Genomic DNA, 18,590 nt, shown 5'->3' with positions numbered 1-18,590 from the left:
CTGACCGTCCGATCTGAGTCGTGGTTGCGGGCCGTTGTCGGGCGACCCGTCGGGGATGCGTGCCGTGCGGCACGTCCCTCATTCAACCATCGATATTTCAGATGTGCAATAGTGCCCGACAGATCCTGCTCAGTCGGGATCGACGGCAGCCGCGGTCGGGTCATCGGGCTGCAGCGCCCGCTTGACCCGCTCGACGATCGTCGCCGGCGGGTTGTTGTAGGTGTTCGCCGGCTCCTGACCGCTGAGCTCCTGGATCGCCGCCATCACCGCATCGGTCGCGTGTCGGCGTGCACGTCCGGACGAGGCCTCGCCGAACGCGGACAGGTCGATCGGCTTCCCGAACTCGATCGTCACCTTCGCGAGCTTCGGCAGCTTCGAGCCGACGGGCTGCACGTCCTGCGTGCCCGTCAGCGCCACGGGCACCACGGGCGCGCCGCTCGTCAGGGCCAGCCAGGCCACACCCGTGCGGCCCTTGTAGATCCGGCCGTCCAGGGAGCGGGTGCCCTCCGGGTAGATCGCGAAGGCCTCGCCCTCGTTCAGCCGCGCGAGCCCCAGGTCGAGCGCCTGCTGTGCCGCGGCCCCCGCACCACGCTCGACGCCGATCGCGCCGATGCCGCCGAAGAACGCCCGCGACACCGCGCCGCGGAACCCGGTGCCGGTGAAGTACTCCTGCTTCGCCAGGAAGGCGACCTTCCGCGGTGCCATCAACGTGATCGCCGGTGAGTCGATGAAGGAGCGGTGGTTGCTCGCGAGGATCACCGGTCCGCGCTTGGGCACGTTGCGGCGTCCGATGATCTTCGGTCGCCAGAGCATCCGCGCGAGCGGTGTCACCACGGCGCGACTCAGCACGGTGGCGAACTTGGTCGAACCGGACACCGGGCCTCCTCGTCATGACGGCGAACTCCCGAGTGTAATCACGCCTGCGAGCAGTACATGCCCACGGCGGCATGCACGTCCGGAGCCGGAGTCAGTCGGCCTCGGACGCGACGACGTCGAGCACCGCGCGGCCGTACCGTTCGAGCTTCGCGGCACCGACCCCGGAGATCTCGGCGAGCTGGTCGACGTCGGCCGGACGCACCGCTGCGATACCGCGGAGCGTCGCGTCGTTGAACACCACGTACGCCGGCACACCCTGCTCGCGCGCCTGCGCAGCACGCCAGACCCGGAGCGCTTCGAACAGGCCGACCGCCTGCTGGGGCATGTCGGTGACCACGGTCCGGCGGGACGACCGGCTCGCCCGCGGCGCCTTCACCGGGTCGCGACGCATCCGCACCTGGACCTTGCCGGTCAGGACCTCGGCGCTCGTCGGACTGAGGACGACCGTGCCGAACCCGTCGCCCGAGACCGCGGCGTAGCCCTGCGCGAGCAACTGCCTGGCCACCGCGCGCCACTCGCCGTCGGACAGGTCGGAGCCGATGCCGAAGGTCGCCAGGGACTCGTGCTGCAGCTCCTGCACCCGCGGGGACTGCTTGCCGACCAGGATGTCGACGAGGTGGGCGACGCCGTACCGCTGGCCGCGCTCACGCTCGAGCCGGACGACCGTGGACAGCAGCTTCTGCGCGGGCACGGTGCCGTCCCACGACTCGGGCGGGGCGATGCACGTGTCGCAGTTGCCGCAGGCCGTGGACGGCTGCCCGAAGTACGCCAGGAGCCGCACCCGCCGGCACTCGATCGTCTCGCACAGGCTCAGCATGGCGTCGAGGTGGGCGCTGAGCTGCCGACGGTGTGCGGCGTCGCCCTCGGACTGGTCGATCATCCGTCGCTGCTGCACGACGTCGTTCAGGCCGTACGCCAGCCACGCGGTCGAGGGCAGTCCGTCGCGCCCGGCACGACCGGTCTCCTGGTAGTACCCCTCGACCGACTTCGGCAGGTCGAGGTGCGCCACGAACCGGACGTCGGGCTTGTCGATGCCCATGCCGAAGGCGATCGTCGCGACCATGACGATGCCGTCCTCGCGCAGGAAGGTCGACTGGTTGCGCGCACGCACCCGGGCGTCGAGCCCTGCGTGGTACGGCAGCGCCTGGATGCCCTGTTCGGCCAGTGCCGTCGCGGTCCGCTCGACCGACTTGCGCGACAGGCAGTAGACGATGCCCGAGTCGCCGCTGTGCTCGGTGCGGATGAAGGTGAGGAGCTGCTGCAGCGCGCCGGTCTTCGGTTCGATGCGGTACTGGATGTTCGGGCGGTCGAAGTCGGCGACGAAGTGCGCGGCGTCGTCGAGCCCGAGCCGCGCCGAGATCTCCTTGTGGGTCTGCGGGGTCGCCGTGGCGGTGAGGGCGATCCGGGGCACGGTCGGCCAGCGCTCGTGCAGGACGCTTAGCTCGAGGTAGTCCGGCCGGAAGTCGTGGCCCCACTGGGCGACGCAGTGCGCTTCGTCGATGGCGAACAGCGACACGCGCGCCCGGTCGAGGAGCGCGCGCGTGGACTCGAGCCGGAGCCGCTCGGGCGCGAGGTAGAGCATGTCGACCTCGCCCTGGACGACCGCGCGCTCGACCCGGGCACGCTCGTCGGGCCCCTGCGTCGAGTTGAGGAAGGCGGCACGGACCCCGTTCGCTGCGAGGGCGTCGACCTGGTCCTGCATCAGCGCGATGAGCGGCGACACCACGACCCCGACGCCGTCGCGCACGAGCGCCGGCACCTGGTAGCAGAGGGACTTGCCACCGCCGGTGGGCATGAGCACCAGGGCGTCACCGCCGGCGACCACCTGGTCGATGATGGCAGCCTGCTCGCCGCGGAAGTCGTCGTAGCCCCACACACGGTGCAGGACGTCGAGCGCTGCGGCTCGCGAAGCAGACACGGCGGCGGGCGCGGGCGTGGTGCTCATGCCACGAGCCTACGGGCGACCGGCGACACCCACGGCACTGTCCACATCGGCACGGTCCACAGCGGCTGCGTCGACATCGTCGGCACGAGCCGGCGCGGCGGCCCAGCCCGTGCCCGCCGGGCCGAGCCAGCGCTTGCCCCCCGCCCAGACCGGCGGCGTCCCGCGGAACCGCGGCGCCTGGTGTCCGGCGAACGTCCGGTCGAGCTTCCGCCACCACGCCAGGAGCTCGACCATGCCCCAGAACAGCAGCGACGTGCCGAGGGTGACGAGCCAGCCGCCGAGCGTGCCGTTGGCGTCCGAGGAGGCCAGGTCGATCCCCGACCAGCCCGGCGCCTGCAGCACGAAGATCATGATGTTGTTGAAGGCGTGCTGCAGCACGGTGGCCTCGAGACCACCGGTGCGGAGCACGATGATCGCCGCGATCAGCCCGAACGAACCGACGTCGAGGATGCCCCAGACGTTGTAACCGTTCGGGATGTGCAGCACCGCGAAGACGACCGTCGAGACCGCCACGGCGATGACCGTGCCGGTGCGACGCGGGATCCACGAGGCGATCGTCTGCATGAGGAAGCCGCGGAAGATGAACTCCTCGGCCGCACCCTGGAACGGCACGAGCAGGACGACGAGGACGATCGTCAGCGTGAGCGTGCCCAGGGACACCGTCGACTGCCCGATCGCAGCGTGGTTCCAGGCGAAACCGCCGTCGGTCGTGATCATCCCGCCGTCCCAGAAGAGACCGGTCTGCACCACGAACATGACCGCCGCGATGACCAGGGTCGGCAGCAGACACCACGCCGTCCAGGCCCACCGGACCCGGAACCGCGTCGAGGTGAGGATGCTGCCCGGACCGAGGCGTGCGACCTTGACCGCCAGCAGGATGCCGGGCAGCAGGATGACGAGCGACACGAGCGACAGCGACAGGACGAGCGGATCGGTCGGGTCCAGCGCTCCGCCCGCCAGGTCGTTCTGCAGGTCGATCAGCGCCTGCGGACCCTGGGTCACGCCGAGCGGGACGAAGTACGCCACCGCGATGACCACCTGGGAAACGAAGTACCAGCCAGCCAGGAACGCGAGGGCGACCAGCGGGCGCCACCACCTCCATCGTGCGTCGACACGGGGCAGGCGGTGGTAGGGAACACTCACGCCCCACAGGCTACCGGGCCGGGCAGGATGGGACCCGTGCTCACCGTGCTGTTCGGCCTGACCGGAGCCGTCGTCTACGGTTTCGCCGACTTCCTCGGCGGGCTCGCGTCGCGGCGCGTCCGCCCGGTGACGGTCACCGCCGTCGCCGCGGCGATCGGGATCGCACCGCTCCTGCTCGGCCTGGCCGTGCTCGGCGGCTCCGCCTCGTGGACGGGCACCCTCTGGGGCGCGGTGGCCGGACTGTCCGGCGGCGTCGGGGTCCTGCTGCTCTACGCCGCGTTGGCGATCGGCCCGATGAGCGTGCTGTCACCCCTGACCGCCGTGTTCGCCGCCGTCGTCCCGGTCCTGGTGGCCGTGGCCAGCGGGACCGTCCTGTCACCGCTGGCCGTCGCCGCGCTGGTCGTGGCCGTCGTCGCGGTGGTGCTGGTGGCGGCGGTGCGGGACACCTCGGGTGCACGCCTCACCGTGCGTGGGGTCGTCGCGGCCGCGGTCGCCGGGTGCGGGTTCGGCGGGATCGTGCTCGCCTACGACATGACACCGCCCGGCGCCGGCGTCCACCCGCTCGTGGTCGCGCGGGTGCTGCAGACGGTACTGCTGGGTGCGGCGGCGCTCGTGGTGACGGTGCGTGCCGGGCGCGGGGCGCGGTCTGGAGGCGCGGCAGACCCCGCAGCGTCGGTCGGCGTCGCGGGGTCTGCCGTGCCTCCAGGGCGCTGGTGGCCGCCGCGTCTGCTGCTGACGGTCGCGGCGTGCGGCGTCCTCGACGCCCTGGCGAACGTGTGCATCCAGGCCGCGCTGCACGCGAGCGACGACCCGGGCACCCTGCCCGTCGTGAGCGTGCTCAACGCGCTCTACCCGATCGGCACGGTCGTGCTGGCCGGGGTGGTGCTGCGGGAGCGGCTGACCGCGCCGCAGTGGGTCGGCATCGAGCTGGCGGTCATCGCGTCGGTGGGCCTGGCCCTGGCGTGACCGGACGACTCAGACGTCGGGGATGAGTCGCTTGCCGAGCGACACGGTGCGGTCGTCGGAGTACCCGAGGGACTCGTAGAAGCCGAGCACCCGCTCGTTGCCGGCACGGATCTGCAGGTTCACCTTCGGGCAGCCGAGGTCGGTGAGCAGCCGCTCGAACTCGGCCATCAGCGTCCGACCGAGACCGGAGCCCTGCAGGTCCGGCTGCACGGCGAGGTAGTTGACCCAGCCGCGGTGCCCGTCGAACCCGGCCATCCCCGCGGCGACGACACCGCCGGCGTCCGGCTCCGCCACCAGGAAGAGCTCGGGCTGGACCGTGGCCTTGCGCGCGATGTCGCGGCGCGGGTCGTTCCACGGGCGGACGAGACCGCACGATTCCCAGAGGGCGACGACCGCGTCGGTGTCGTCGGCGCGGAACGGGCGGATCCGGTACTCCATCCCCCCACGTTACGGGGTGTGGAGAACGTCGTCACCGAGCCGTCGTCGTGATCTGATAGACCTGTCCGACCGACCACTCGATCAGGAGCCCCGTGACCGCACACGACACCATCCCGTCGCGCCGCAGCGCGCGGACGACGACGGCGGCAGACGGTCCGGGCGCCGCTCCCCGGCGACGGCAGACGGTCGGTGGCGCGATCGTCTCGCTCATCGCCGAACTGCTCATCATCGCGGGTGCCGGCACCGGGCTGTACGTGGTGTGGACCGCGTGGTGGACGGACGTCGTGGCGGTCAACGAGCAGTCGAAGCTCGTCGAGGGGCTCGACCAGTTGAAGACCCCGGACGGGGCCGGCACCGAGCACCGCGGCACCGCACCCGTGCTCGCCGAGCCGCCGGACGTCACCGACGTGTTCGGCACGATGCAGATCCCGCGCTTCGGCAAGGACTACAACCGGCCGATCGGCGAGGGCACGGACCGTGAGAAGGTGCTCAACACCATCGGGCTCGGGCACTACCAGGACACCGCGATGCCCGGGGCTCCCGGCAACTTCGCCGTCGCCGGACACCGCGTGACCTACGGCAAGCCGCTCAACCAGATCGCGGAGCTCAAGACGGGCGACTCGGTCGTCGTGCGGGTCACCGACGCGAAGACGAAGTTCGACGTCTGGTACGTCTACAAGGTCACCGACAGCCAGATCGTCACACCGGACCACATCGAGACGATCGCGCCGGTGCCGAACAAGCCGGGTGTCGACCCCTCGGCGTCGGACCGGTGGCTGACCCTGACCGCGTGCCACCCGATGTGGTCGGCGGCGGAACGGTTCGTCACGCACGCGAAGCTCGACTACTGGATGCCCGCGTCCGAGGGCACCCCGAAGGAACTCTCGGAGACGGCCAAGTGATCTTCCCCCTGGTCTGGCGGCTGCTGCCCGGCCCCACGTTCCTGAAGGTGCTCGAGCTGCTCGTGCTGCTCGCCGCGATCGTGTTCGTGCTGTTCCAGTGGGTGTTCCCGTGGATCGCGGCGGACATCCTGCCGCCGCCGGACGGCACCGTGGAGTCCACGCCGACCCCGTAGCGGTCGGCCACGGCGGTGACGGCCGACGGCGACCGACGGCGACCGACGGCGTCAGACGGTCGTCGTGACGTGCGAGCCGCCGGCCGCCGTCCGGCGCACGGCGATCCGCTCCGGGATCCGCTGCTTGAGTTCCTCGACGTGGCTGACGATGCCGACCTGCCGTCCACCGGCGGTCAGTCGCGACAGCTGCCCGATGACGTCGTCGAGGGTCTCCGGGTCGAGCGTGCCGAACCCCTCGTCGACGAAGAGCGTGCCGAGCGAGACGCCACCGGCCTCGGCCTGCACGACGTCGGCCAGCCCGAGCGCCAGGCACAGCGACACCGTGAACGTCTCGCCGCCGGACAGGCTGCGGGGATCCCGCACGGTGTCGGTGGTGTGGTCGTGCACGGCGAGTGCCAGGCCGGTCCGGCGTGCCCGTGACCCCGACTCGCGCTCGTCCGAGGTCTCGAGCGTGAACCGCCCCGTGAGCATCCCCCGGAGTCGGTCGTTGGCCGCGGCGACGACGTCCTCGAACCGGCGCATGAGCACGTAGGTACCCAGGGTGATCCCGGTCGGGTTGGCCGCGGTGACCCCGTTCGCGATGTCGGCGAGCCGGACCACGGCGCGGCTGCGTGCCGACGTCTCGTCACGGGCTCGGGTCGCCCGGGTGACCTCGGTCGCGCACCGGTCGACCGCGTCGGCACGGTCGGCCGCGGAGACGGCGACCGCGACGGCCTCGTCGAGTGCGGCGGCAGCGCGCTGGCGTCCGGCACGGGCACCGTCGAGGTCGAGGCGTTCCGCGGAGTCGTCCGCCGCGGCGACCACGGCGGGCTCGGCCAGGCCGGCCGTGACGACGGCCCGCTCGGCCTCGGCCGCGCTGATCAGCGCCCGCAGCCGGTCGGTGCTGTCGGGGTCGAGCCGTCCGGCCCGCGCTGCGGCGACGTCGGCGAAGCCCTGGTCGTCGAGGACCCGGTCGACCTCGGCACGGCGGTCGTCGCGGGCACGGGTCGCGGCGGCCACCCGTTCGTCGGCCTGCACGACCGCGCGGTAAGCCTCGAGTCGCTCGTCGAGGAGCTCGACGGCTGTCCGGAGCGTCGCGGGACGCTCGTCGAGGAGCGCTCCGAGCCGCTCGAGCGCCGCGGCCACGGTGCCGAGGTCGGTGTCGAGCCGCTCGGCGTCGGCCAGCGCGGTCGAGGTCAGGACGGTCCGCCGTGCGTCGAGGTCGTTCCGCTCGCGCTGGAGCCGACCGGTCGTCGTGTCGTGCTCCGCCCGCTGCCGCTCGTGCTGCAGGACGAGCGCGGCAGCGTCGTGCGCAGCCCGGACCCGTTCGTCAGCGGCCGCAGTCAGGGCGTCGAGCGTGGGCGCGTCGACCGTGCCGACGACGTCGACGAGCCGCTGGTGTTCGGCACGTTCGACCGCCAGGTCCGAGGCGGCGTCGGCGAGGTGCTGGTCCGCGCGACGGGTGGCGTCGCCGGCGGCGTCGACAGCCGCGGTCGTGGGGTGGTCGTCCTGCGGCGTCGCCACCGACGGGTGCGCCGTCGACCCGCAGACCGGGCACGGGTCGCCGGCCGTGAGCGCCGCCCCGAGTTCTCCGGCGAGCCCGGCGATCCGGCGTTCACGGAGTGCCCGCTCGGCCGTGAGGGCGTCGGTCGCCGACCGGCGCGCGGCAGCGACGGACTGCTCGGCCGTGGCGACCCGCTGCGCCGCGTGGTCGCGCGCCACGAGGTCGGCTCGGAGGGACCGGATCCGGGTGACCTCGTGCGCGGCGGCGTCCGAGTCGGCTGCCGTGCGGGCCGCGGTGCGTGCGGCCTCGACGATGCGGGCCCGTTCGGTGGGACGGGCGTCGAGTGCGGCGTCGCGTTCGAGCAGCTGCTCGGCGATCTGCTCGGCGTCGGCGGTGGCCTCGGCGATGGCGGACCGACGGGCAGCGGCGCCGTCCTCGACCGCGACGAGGTGCCGGACGGCCGACAGGTCGTCGGCCAGGGCGTCGCGTCGCAGCACGACGGCGTCGGCGTCGGCGGTGACCCCGTGGCGGTCACGCAGCGACCGGGCGGCCGCGGTGCACTCGTCGGCGCGCAGGACCGCGGCGTCGAGTCCGTCGGCCACGGCAGCGACCCGTGCGGCGCGTTCGCCGAGGGCGAGGGCCGACCGGGCGGCGTCGACGGCGGGGGCGTCGTCGTCGAGCGCGGCCCGTCGCACGAGCAGCCCCGCGCGTCGATCGAGGGCGGTCGCACGCGCCGTGACCGCCTGCTCGTGCTCGGCAGCGGTCGTCGCCGCCGCGGCTGCCGCAGCACGGACGGCGGCAGCGGCATCGGCGGCAGCACGGACCGACGCCACCGTCGACGGCACGGCGGTCTCGTCGGCGTCGTCGAGACCGGCGGCCTGGGCGAAGCGGTTCAGGGCGTCGCGCACGCGGTCGTCGGCGCCGTCGACCTCGGCCTGCACGGCACGGCGCCGCGCGGCGAGTTCGTCGGCCGTGCGGTCGTAGACCTGCGTGCCGAACAGGGACTGCAGGAGCTTGCGGCGCTCTTCGCCCGGGGATCGCAGGAACCGTGCGAACTCGCCCTGCGGCAGCACGACGGTCTGCAGGAACTGCGCGCGGTCGAGCCCGACGATGCGACCGATCTCGACGCCGACCTCGGGGATGCGTGACGACATCGGTTCACCGGCGACGTCGGACGGGTTCGCCAGACGGAACAGTTGCACGGACGCCTGCTGCTTGACGGTGCCGGTCCCCCGCTGCTTCGGGCGGTCGTACTGCGGGGTGCGGCGGACCCGGTAGGTCCCTGCGCCGGTCTCGAAGACGAGTTCGACGAACGGCTCCACCGCGGGGTCGGCGTGCTGGCTGTGCAGGCGGTCGGAGCTGGCGTCGGACCCGGCGAGCCCGCCGTACAGGGCGAACACGACGGCGTCGATGATGGTCGACTTGCCGGAGCCCGTCGGCCCCTCGAGCAGGAACACCCCGGAGGCTGCGAGCGCTGCGAAGTCGATGGACACCAGGTCGGGGTAGGGCCCGATGGCGCGCAGCTCGAGTCGGTGCAGGTACATCAGCGGTCCCCCTCGCGCTGCAGCGCCAGCACCGCGGCCTCGTACGCCTCGGTCAGGACGGCGTGTTCGTCGTCGTCGGGGGCGGCACCGGTGGCGAAGGCCACGAAGTCGGCGGCGACCTCGACCGGGTCGGACGTCGCCGTGACCGCACGGGCCACCGAGGCCGGGCCGCGGTCGGCGGGTTCGTGCGTGATCGCCAGCGCGTGCGGGAAGTGGTCCTTCACCCGGGCGTACATTCGCTCGGGGTGCACCGTGTCGGTCACGGCCACCCGCACCCACGCGTCGGCGTCGGCCCGGAAGACCCCGGACTCGATGTCGTCGATGCTCCCGCGGACGTCGACCAGGCGGCGCGGTACGGGAGCGGGCACGAGTTCGACCGTGACGGCACCGGCCGCGTCGAGTTCGACCAGGGTCACCGACTTCTGCTGGTGCCGCTCGCCGAACGAGAACGCCAGCGGTGAGCCGGCGTACCGGATCCGTCCGCCGTCACCGACCCGCTGCGGGCCATGCAGGTGCCCGAGGGCGACGTAGTCGAAGCCGTCGAAGACCGATTCGGCCACCCGGTCGACACCGCCGACACGGATGTCCTGCTCGCTGTCGCTCGGGTCCGCGCCGCCGACGAAGGCGTGCGCGACGACGACGCTGCGGGTACCGCCGCGCAGCGCGAGGTCGGCCCGGATCCGCTCGGTGGCGGCGTGCACGACGGCGTGGTGCGACCGTGCGAGGGGCTCGTCCGGCACGTCGCCCAGTGCGTAGCGGGTGAGGTCGGGGTGCAGGTACGGGATGCCGTAGACCGCCACCGGCCCGTCGGCGTCGTCGACGAGCACCGGGTCGGCGATCCGGGCGGGTTCGGCGAGGATGCGCACGCGGTGGTCCATCACGCCGGCACCGAAGCCCAGGCGTGCGGCGGAGTCGTGGTTGCCGGGCGTGAGCACCACGGTCGCCGTGTCGGCCAGGCGTTCGAGCACCCGGGACAGCATGCGGACCGCGTCGATCGGCGGGATCGCCCGGTCGTACACGTCACCGGCGATCACGACGAGGTCGACGGAGCGGTCCCGCACGAGGTCGACGAGCCAGTCGGTGAACGCCGCCTGGTGCTCGAGGAGGTCGGCACCGAGCAGCGTGCGGCCGAGGTGCCAGTCGCCGGTGTGCAGGATGCGCATGCGGACACGGTAACGCCGGCCGAGGACATCGCCGGACGGCCGCGCGCCGCCTGTGGAGAACTCAGGGTACGCAGCTCGCCGACGCCAGGCCGAGGACCGAGACGACCCGCACCTTCACGGTCGGCGTGCTCGTCGCGGTCCAGTTGTTGCCGAGGTTCGTGCGGAGGTTCAGCGTGTAGGTCGTCCCGAGGTCGAGCAGGCCCGCCCCGCCGTAGACGAGCGAACGCTGTCCGGCCGTCGTGGCGGTCGCGAGCTGGGTCGTCCCGTTCATCAGGTCGAACGAGTTCGGCACGGTCGGGTCCGTGTAGGTCCAGGCGATCGTCACGGTGCTCGACGACGCGGCCGTGCAGGTCAGCGTGGGGACGGCCGCGGCCGTGCCCGCCGTGAAGTTCGACACCGGGTTCACGGTCGTCCGCGACCACGGCACGGCCACCGCCTGCGCCGGCACGAGCACCCCGACGCTCCCCGCGATGACGAGGACCGCCGCCGCGCCGCCGAAGCGGCGCAGCCGCTGCACGCGACGCTCGTGCACCCGGAGCGAGCGACGGGTGACGACGGTCGACGTGGCGGACGGGAGGCGCGTGGCGGCGTCGTCGCGCGCCTCCCGGCCGGTGTCGGTACCGTCCGACGGCCCGTCACCCGACCCGTGGGCGGTGTCGCCCCCGTCCGAGCCGTCGGCGTCGTCGTCGAGCGCCGTGAGGCGGCGGAGCGACCCGTCGACCGTGCAGAGCGCGAGCAGCGCCGTCAGGCCGAGTGCGAGCACGACGACCTTGACCCACTCCCTGCCGGAGCCACAGGACCGGCGCCCCGACGAACGGGATGCGCAGGAAGGCGACCCCGTGCACCGCCGAGCGTTCGAGCGGCGTGGAGTCCTGCTGCGGGTTCGCGTCGCCCTTGGTGACCAGGGTGCCGCCCGGGCCGTCCTCGACGTAGCGGTGCATGCGGAGGTGACCCGGCTGGTCCGGGTCGTCCGCGAGCAGGATCTTGCCCGTCCGGACCTCGCCGGACGCGACCGGGCGCGAGACGACGACGTCGCCCGGCGTGAGGCGCGGCTCCATCGACCCGGTCATCACCGTCGTCGGTTGCCAGCCGATCAGCGCTGGGGCGGCCGCCCACAGCGCGAGGCCGAGGAGGGTCGCGACCACACCGCGTGCGACGGTGCCGACGACGACGCGCCCCAGTCGACGACGTCACGGAGCACGGCGTGCGGTGTGGGACCACCGTGCACTGCGATGCTGCTCATGACTGCCTTCGACCGGGGGCGCGTTCTCGGGGGTGGTGACCGGGGCGGGCTCGGGCTGAGCCCCGGTCACCGGGTGGGGAGGGCTCCCGGCTCAGCTGTTCTGGGCCTCCCAGGTGAGGCCGAGGGACGCGGTGCCGCCCTGCACCGTGTTCGGCGCGGTGCTCGAGACCGTGTAGGTGAAGCGGTAGACGCGCGACTCGGACGCAGAGCCGGTCGGGGCCCACGTGCCGAGGCCGGTGGCGAAGTTCGTCGAGCCGGTGCCGAACGCGGCGAGGGTGCCGTTGTAGAGCGTTCCGCTGGTCGCGGCCGGGGTGAAGCCGGTGCAGGAGCCGAAGCCACCGCCGGTGCCCTGCTCGACCTGCAGGTTGATGTTGCCCGACAGGTTGTTCGTGGTGGCCGGGTTCGTGCCGTACAGCTTCACGGTCGAGGCCAGCGAGCCGGTCGACGTGACTGTGATGCAGTTGGCGCCGGTCGAGCCGGGCTTGAGGCCCGTCGCGGTGAAGAGCGCGGTGTTGTTGTCGTCGTCGGTGAGGGCGACGCTGCCGGCGGTCCAGTTGCTGGTCGGGTTGACGGTCGTGGCCGAGAACGCCGAGTAGGACGCGGTCGAGACGACGACACCCGAGGCGACGAGGGCGGCGGGGATGGCGATCCAGGCCGCGAGACGGGCGGCGCGAGGGGTGACACGAGACATTGCGAGAGCTCCTGATCCGGAAACGGTGGCGCCGTGGTCGCGGTGGTTGGTCGCGTCGGTGCCGGTGGTGTTTGCTACGACGATCAAGTTACTTTTCCGCCGAGCAACTCACAAGAGAAGGAACCACCCCCGTGCTGGGGGTATCTTGACGAGTGAGATACTTGTTGACTGAGTCTTCCCACCCCCTGCCGAGAAGAGCTGCCGATGACGGACACCACCCAGCCCGTCCTGCCCGACACCCTGCCGCCCGCGCCCGTGTCGCCGACCGTCTCCGTGCCGGAGAGCATGGACTCGGACACTGACCTCGCGAAGCTCCTCACCGCCTTCCGCCTGCTCCAGACGCAGCACGCCCGCGTCCTGCACCACGAGAGCGTCGTGCGTGGACTGAACGCCACCGACACCCGCTTCGTGTTCTTCCTGTCCGCGGCCGACGGCGAAGGGATCACGCCGAAGCAGGCCGGCGAGTACCTCGAGCTCACCACCGGCGCCATGACCTCGCTCGTCGACCGGCTCGAGCAGCGCGGACACCTCGAGCGCCGCCCGAACCCGCAGGACCGTCGCAGTGTCCTGCTGCACCTCACCGCCTCGGGGGCCGAGGTGGCTCGGCAGATCGGCGCCGTCTACTCGGATGCCTTCCGCGAGGTCGTCGCCCCCGCCGACCGGGTCCGGCTCGCGGCCGCGTTCGCAGGGCTCGGCGACGCCCTGGACCGCCACTCGCGTGCGGAGACCGCAGCCCGCTCCGCGTGACGATCCACGTGACCTCGTGTGTCGGGGCGCGCGCGTAGCGTGGTGCGCATGACACCGTCCGAAGTCCTGATCGAAGCGTTCTCCCGCGTCCCCGAGACCGTCGAACGTGCCGTCGACGGCCTGTCCGAGGACCAACTCGCAGCGCGTCCGGCCGCCGGGGCGAACACCCTGGCATGGCTCGCGTGGCACACCGCCCGCGGACAGGACGTCCAGATCGCCGACCTCGCCGGCACCGCGCAGGTGTGGACCGCCGACGGCTGGTACGAGCGGTTCGGCCTGCCGTTCCCGGCCGAGGCCCTCGGCTACGGCATGTCCCGCGACGACGTCGGTCGGGTGCGGGCGTCGGCCGAGTTGCTCACCGGGTACCTGCGTGCCGTCCACGACCGCACCGTCGCGTACCTCGGCACGCTCGGCCCGGACGACCTCGACCCCGTGGTCGACGACGCGTGGGACCCGCCCGTCACCGCCGGCGCCCGGCTCGTGAGCATCCTCGACGACTGCACGCAGCACGCCGGCCAGGCCGGCTTCGTGCGCGGGTTGCTGTTCTTCAACCGCTGACGCGGGCGCGCGGGGGCGCGGTCGCGGGCGCTTCGTGAGCAGAAATGGTCGGGTCCGACTTCGGGACCCGACCATTGCTGCTCACCATGTGACGGACGGGAGGCCCGTGGCGAGCTCGCCACGGGCCTCCCGTCGTGCGTGTGGTCGCGACTACCGCGCGGCGAGCTCCGACACGATGCCGTCACCGGGGGCGGCCTGCACGAGGTCCGCCGCGATCTCGGCGCGCTCGAGGATGCCCTCGATCTTGCGGATGCGACCACGCGGGACGAGGGTCACGACGGTGCCCTCCTTGCCGGCACGGCCCGTTCGGCCCGAGCGGTGCATGTACGCCTTGTAGTCGTCGGGGGCATCCGCCTGCACGACGAGCGACACGTCGTCGACGTGGATGCCGCGGGCGGCGACGTCGGTGGCGACGAGCACGTTCACCCGGCCGCTCGTCAGGAGCTGCAGGTTCCGGGTCCGGCGCGACTGGTTCAGGTCGCCGTGGAGCGACGTGGCACGGATGCCGGCGTCCTCGAACTGGTCGGCGAGGCGCTCGGCGTAGGCACGGGTCCGGGCGAAGACGATCGTCTTGCCGTCGCCGGCGACGAGCTCCTCGAGGACACGGTCCTTCTCGCGCTGCTCGACCACGAGGACACGGTGGTCGATGGTCGAGGACGCCTGGTCCTCACCCGCGACCTCGTGCACGCTCGGCTCGTGCAGGAACTGCTCGACGAGCGCCGCGACCTGGGTGTCGAGCGTCGCGCTGAACAGCAGCTTCTGCGCGCGGTTGCCCTGCGGGGTGACCTCGGCGGTGGCGGAGAGGATCTCCTGCACCGGCTCGAGGAACCCGAGGTCGCACATGTGGTCGGCCTCGTCGAGCACGGAGATGACGACCTCGCTGAGGTCGAGCTTCCCCTTGTTCATGAGGTCCTGCACACGGCCGGGGGTGCCGACGATGATGTCGACGCCGCGCTCGAGCGCGCCCTCCTGACGGCCGTACGGCACGCCGCCGTAGATCTGCGTCGTGAAGAGGCCCACCGAGCGGGCGATCGGCTGCACCGTGCGGTCGATCTGCAGGGCCAGCTCGCGGGTCGGCGCGAGGATGAGTGCACGCGGGGCGCGACCCATCTTGCGCTTCGTGCCGCCGCCGTGCTCCATCAGCTTCTCGACGAGCGGGGCGCCGAACGCGATGGTCTTGCCGGAACCCGTGCGGCCACGGCCGAGGACGTCCTTGCCGGCGATCACGTCGGGGATCGTCGCGGCCTGGATCGGGAACGGGCTGCTCGCGCCGAGCTCCTGCAGGGCGCGGGAGATGTTGCCGCCGATGCCGAGGTCGCCGAAGGTCACGCCCTCGACGTCGGACGCCACGGTGGACTCGGCCTGGAGCTTCGCGAGCTTGACGTCGTCGGCGGGGACGAACTTGCCGCGCTCGGGCTCGTCGAAGGAGCGGCGGGGAGCGCTGCGGTCGTCGCGGTCGAAGCTGCGACGGGGACGGTCGTCATTGTCACGACGGGGCGCACGGTCATCGCGGTCGAAGCTGCGACGCGGGCGGTCGTCGTTGTCACGACGGGGCGCACGGTCGTCGCGGTCGAAGCTGCGACGCGGGCGGTCGTCGTTGTCACGACGGGGCGCACGGTCATCGCGGCCGAAGCTGCGACGCGGGCGGTCGTCGTTGTCACGACGCGGAGCACGGTCATCGCGGTCGAAGCTGCGACGCGGGCGGTCGTCGTTGTCACGACGCGGAGCACGGTCGTCGCGGTTGAAGCTGCGCGGGGCGCGGTCATCGCGGTCGAAGCTGCGACGGGGACGGTCGTCGTTGTCACGACGGGGCGCACGGTCGTCGCGGTTGAAGCTGCGCGGTGCGCGGTCATCGCGGTCGAACGAACGACGCGGGCGGTCGTCGTTGTCACGACGCGGGGCACGATCGTCGCGGTCGAAGCGACGCGGCGCGCGGTCGTCACGGTTGAAGCCGCGTCCACCACGGTCGTCGCGCTCCGGGCGGCGCTGGCCGCCGCTGTCGCGGGGCTCCCAGTTCGGGCGCGCGGGGCGCTCGCCCTGCGCCGAGCGGCCGCGACGCTCCTCGGCGTCCCAGCGCTGCTTCTGGCGCGGCGCGGTCGGTTCGGCGGCGCGGAACCCGCGGTGCTTGCTGCTGCGTGCGGCGGGGGTGCCGTTCGGGTGGCGGGGACGATCGGAGGCGCGGTTGTCCGCGCCCTTGTTGTACGGAGCCATGACTGCTTTCTCGGGTGCGCAACGAACCGCAGCGCCCGACAGCGACATCGGCGGGGGCTGCTTGCGGAAAGGGGGTTCATCCCGTCGCGATTCGACGTGATTCCAGCCCTCGAGCAACACACACCCAACAAAAAGCCCGTGATCACGATGTCACGGCGTCGAAGGCCGACCGAGCGAGTCTACGCGACCCCGCGCTCTGATGCCAGCCCCGTCGTCGACGGACGGCCGCGAGCCGGACCCGGCCCGTGCCTCCCGGCCGGCCCGTCGGTCAGGACTCGGCGAGCCGCTGTCGTTGCTCGGCCACGTCGAAGTCCGCCTTCGGCCACGAGAGCTGCATGTCCTCGAGTGCCCGGAGCAGGAGCTGCTGCACCGCCAGGCGGGCGTACCACTTGCGGTTCGCCGGCACGACGTACCAGGGCGCCTGGGGGGTCGAGGTCCGGTCGAACACGATCTGGTAAGCGTCCTGGTACCGGTCCCACAACAGGCGCTCGTCGATGTCGGCCGGGTTGAACTTCCAGTGCTTGTCGGGGCGGTCGAGTCGCTCGCCGAGGCGTTCGCGCTGCTCGTCCTTCGAGATGTGCAGCATCACCTTGACGATGGTGGTGCCCTCGGCGGTGAGGCGGTCCTCGAACTCGGTGATCGCGCCGTAGCGTCGTTCGATCTCGTCCGGCGCCGCGAACGCCCGGATGCGCTGGATGAGGACGTCCTCGTAGTGCGAGCGGTCGAAGACGCCGAGCTGCCCGGCACTCGGGAGCTGACGCTCGATGCGCCAGAGGAAGTCGTGCTCGCGCTCCTCGGCCGTCGGGGCCTTGAAGCCCGCGTACCGCACGCCGTTCGGGTCGACCGCACCGACGACGTGCGAGACGATGCCGCCCTTGCCGGCGGTGTCCATCGCCTGCAGGACGAGCAGCACACGGCGCTGGTCGCCGGCGGTCGACGCCGCGTACAGGCGCTCCTGCAGGGCGGCGAGGCGGGACGCCCCCGCGGCGAGCGCTTCGAGCCCGTCGATCTTGCGACCGGGGAAGCCCGGCGTCGCATCCGGGTCGACCTGGTCGAGGCGGAAGCCCGGGTCGACGCGGAGCAGCGGTTCGGGATCGGCGTTCCAGGCCTTGCGACGGCTCACGGGTCCTCCTGCGGTCCGGGCGGCGGGTGCGCCCTGCTCTCATCCTGGCACTGTGGCGGTTCCGCCGTCGGGTTGCGCGGTCGCGGACTGCGCGGTCGGGTTGCGCGGTCCGGGTTCCTCCGCTGGGGTGACGTGGCCGGCCTCGGGTGCGGCTACCGTGGAACCGATGAAGTCCGGCCGCCGCACAGTGCTCGCGCTCGTCGCCGCGGTCGTGGCGCTCGGCGCGGTCGCGTCCTGCAGTACGGACCCCGTCGGCGACGAGAACGCGACGGTCACCGCGGACAGCATCATCTACCCGTTGTCCCTGCAGTACCACGGCATCGACGTGGTCGCCGATGTGCCGTACGGCACGGATCCGCTGCAGCGACTCGACGTCTGCCTGCCGGCCGACAGCGCCCCGGAGACGACCGCGACCCCCACGGCGACGCCGTCCGCCACCCCGACGGCCGACCCCGCCGAGGCCGCAGCCAGCACCGGACGGCCCGCGGTGCTGATGATCCACGGCGGCAGCTGGTCGCACGGCGACAAGGCCACGGCCGCCTACCGCTCGGTGTGCAAGTACCTGGCGTCCGAGGGCTTCGTCACGTTCAACGTCGACTACCGGCTCGCCCCCACCGACCCGTTCCCGGCCGGCCTCGACGACGTCCGACGGGCGCTCGACTACGTGTTCCGCCCCACGACGCTCTCCACGTACGACGTCGACTCCCAGCGGGTCGGGGTGTTCGGCGGGAGTGCGGGCGGCAACCTGGCGGCGATGCTCGCGGTGACCGACCACGAGTCCGCCGCCTACGCCGAGGGCGACCGGATCCGTGCGGTCGTCGACCTGAGCGGTCCCACGAACCTGACGTCACGCTCGACCCGGGCCGACGGGGTGTCCGCGTCCTTCCAGCGGAAGCAGCTGCTGTACCTCGGCTGCCGGACCTACGCGACGTGTCCGGCGGCCACCCGGGCGTCGCCGGAGTACCACGTCACCTCGGACACGGCGCCGTTCTTCATCGGGCACTCGACGGACGAGTTCATCCCGCTGTGGGAGTCGCAGGATTTCGCGGCGACGCTCCGGTCACACGACGTGCCGGTCACGTTCGTGCAGGTCGAGGGGACGGCGCACTCGATCGCGCAGCTCGACGAGGCGATGAGCCGCCGCGTCGCGACGTTCCTGCGGACCCAGCTGGGCTGAGGCGCTGCGAGGGCGGGGGCGGTGTGCCGCCGAAGCGACACTTCTCGCCGACGAGCGACCGTTCGTGCCGCAAGAGCGACGTTGTGCCGCCGATGTTCGGCGGAGAAGTGTCGCTTTCGCGGATACACGGGACCGGGCGACGACCGGAACCGGGACCGCGCACGTGCACCACCGCGTGCCCCGGGTGGGTGGCACCCGGAGTCGGGA

Annotated in this window: 16 protein-coding genes; 6 read left to right on the top strand and 10 right to left on the bottom strand. The window is 72.4% G+C overall.

The genetic code is table 11. From position 1 onward, the window contains the following. Window positions 1-129: 129 nt before the first annotated feature. The 3 genes from ACZZ0J_RS16080 to ACZZ0J_RS16070 all read right to left on the bottom strand — a co-directional run bounded on the left by ACZZ0J_RS16080 (window position 130) and on the right by ACZZ0J_RS16070 (window position 3,964). Entirely contained in the window at window positions 130-876 is a 747-nt protein-coding gene (locus ACZZ0J_RS16080; RefSeq protein WP_123340164.1) for a lysophospholipid acyltransferase family protein, read from the bottom strand. 91 nt (window positions 877-967) lie between these two features. Further along, window positions 968-2,821 carry a DNA helicase RecQ gene (gene recQ, locus ACZZ0J_RS16075; RefSeq protein ID WP_404560427.1) on the bottom strand — a complete coding sequence of 618 codons (1,854 nt, stop codon included), beginning with the start codon at window positions 2,819-2,821 and terminating at the stop codon, window positions 968-970. A gap of 9 nt (window positions 2,822-2,830) precedes the next feature. Beyond that, window positions 2,831-3,964, bottom strand: a complete 1,134-nt coding sequence (locus tag ACZZ0J_RS16070; protein ID WP_463437680.1) for a lysostaphin resistance A-like protein — start codon at window positions 3,962-3,964, stop codon at window positions 2,831-2,833. Between the two features lie 36 nt (window positions 3,965-4,000). On the opposite strand from ACZZ0J_RS16070, the gene ACZZ0J_RS16065 reads away from it, so the two are divergent. Beyond that, window positions 4,001-4,930, top strand: a complete 930-nt coding sequence (locus ACZZ0J_RS16065) for an EamA family transporter (protein WP_463437679.1) — start codon at window positions 4,001-4,003, stop codon at window positions 4,928-4,930. A 9-nt stretch (window positions 4,931-4,939) separates the two neighbouring features. On the opposite strand, the gene ACZZ0J_RS16060 is transcribed toward ACZZ0J_RS16065, so the two are convergent. Then, entirely contained in the window at window positions 4,940-5,368 is a 429-nt protein-coding gene (locus tag ACZZ0J_RS16060) for a GNAT family acetyltransferase (protein WP_463437678.1), read from the bottom strand. A 92-nt stretch (window positions 5,369-5,460) separates the two neighbouring features. Between ACZZ0J_RS16060 and ACZZ0J_RS16055 the strand changes: the two genes are divergently transcribed. Both ACZZ0J_RS16055 and ACZZ0J_RS16050 read left to right on the top strand, forming a co-directional pair. Further along, entirely contained in the window at window positions 5,461-6,270 is an 810-nt protein-coding gene (locus ACZZ0J_RS16055) for a class E sortase (protein ID WP_463437677.1), read from the top strand. Beyond that, on the top strand, window positions 6,267-6,443 hold the full coding sequence (locus tag ACZZ0J_RS16050) for a hypothetical protein (RefSeq protein WP_159573240.1): 177 nt from the start codon (window positions 6,267-6,269) through the stop codon (window positions 6,441-6,443). The genes ACZZ0J_RS16055 and ACZZ0J_RS16050 overlap by 4 nt, the downstream gene beginning before the upstream one ends. Before the next feature lie 51 nt (window positions 6,444-6,494). Here the strand turns inward: ACZZ0J_RS16050 and ACZZ0J_RS16045 are convergent, their stop codons facing one another. The 4 genes from ACZZ0J_RS16045 to ACZZ0J_RS16030 form a co-directional block, all read right to left on the bottom strand. Then, window positions 6,495-9,470, bottom strand: coding sequence for an AAA family ATPase (locus ACZZ0J_RS16045; RefSeq protein ID WP_463437676.1), 2,976 nt, complete (start codon window positions 9,468-9,470; stop codon window positions 6,495-6,497). Further along, window positions 9,470-10,633 carry an exonuclease SbcCD subunit D gene (locus tag ACZZ0J_RS16040; RefSeq protein WP_463437675.1) on the bottom strand — a complete coding sequence of 388 codons (1,164 nt, stop codon included), beginning with the start codon at window positions 10,631-10,633 and terminating at the stop codon, window positions 9,470-9,472. The genes ACZZ0J_RS16045 and ACZZ0J_RS16040 overlap by 1 nt, the downstream gene beginning before the upstream one ends. A 61-nt stretch (window positions 10,634-10,694) precedes the next feature. Then, entirely contained in the window at window positions 10,695-11,396 is a 702-nt protein-coding gene (locus ACZZ0J_RS16035) for a hypothetical protein (RefSeq protein WP_463437674.1), read from the bottom strand. A gap of 571 nt (window positions 11,397-11,967) precedes the next feature. Beyond that, complete coding sequence (locus ACZZ0J_RS16030) at window positions 11,968-12,567, bottom strand: hypothetical protein (protein WP_111085548.1); 600 nt, start codon at window positions 12,565-12,567, stop codon at window positions 11,968-11,970. Window positions 12,568-12,771: 204 nt separating this feature from the next. Between ACZZ0J_RS16030 and ACZZ0J_RS16025 the strand changes: the two genes are divergently transcribed. Both ACZZ0J_RS16025 and ACZZ0J_RS16020 read left to right on the top strand, forming a co-directional pair. After that, window positions 12,772-13,314, top strand: a complete 543-nt coding sequence (locus ACZZ0J_RS16025; RefSeq protein ID WP_123340156.1) for a MarR family winged helix-turn-helix transcriptional regulator — start codon at window positions 12,772-12,774, stop codon at window positions 13,312-13,314. A gap of 48 nt (window positions 13,315-13,362) precedes the next feature. Next, entirely contained in the window at window positions 13,363-13,872 is a 510-nt protein-coding gene (locus ACZZ0J_RS16020; RefSeq protein ID WP_123293670.1) for a mycothiol transferase, read from the top strand. 150 nt (window positions 13,873-14,022) lie between these two features. Here ACZZ0J_RS16020 and ACZZ0J_RS16015 read toward each other — a convergent pair whose 3' ends face one another. Both ACZZ0J_RS16015 and ACZZ0J_RS16010 read right to left on the bottom strand, forming a co-directional pair. Continuing rightward, window positions 14,023-16,083, bottom strand: coding sequence for a DEAD/DEAH box helicase (locus ACZZ0J_RS16015; RefSeq protein WP_463437673.1), 2,061 nt, complete (start codon window positions 16,081-16,083; stop codon window positions 14,023-14,025). Window positions 16,084-16,351: 268 nt separating this feature from the next. Further along, a complete protein-coding gene (locus tag ACZZ0J_RS16010) occupies window positions 16,352-17,206 on the bottom strand; it encodes a polyphosphate kinase 2 family protein (protein WP_243648844.1) in 855 nt (284 codons plus the stop codon). A 166-nt stretch (window positions 17,207-17,372) separates the two neighbouring features. On the opposite strand from ACZZ0J_RS16010, the gene ACZZ0J_RS16005 reads away from it, so the two are divergent. After that, window positions 17,373-18,383, top strand: a complete 1,011-nt coding sequence (locus tag ACZZ0J_RS16005; protein ID WP_463437672.1) for an alpha/beta hydrolase — start codon at window positions 17,373-17,375, stop codon at window positions 18,381-18,383. The last annotated feature ends 207 nt before the right edge of the window (window positions 18,384-18,590 follow it).

The sequence above is a fragment of the Curtobacterium sp. AC272 genome (assembly GCF_979258155.1).
Note: the sequence above shows the minus strand (reverse complement) of the source record. Positions and strands in the feature narration are given on the sequence as shown.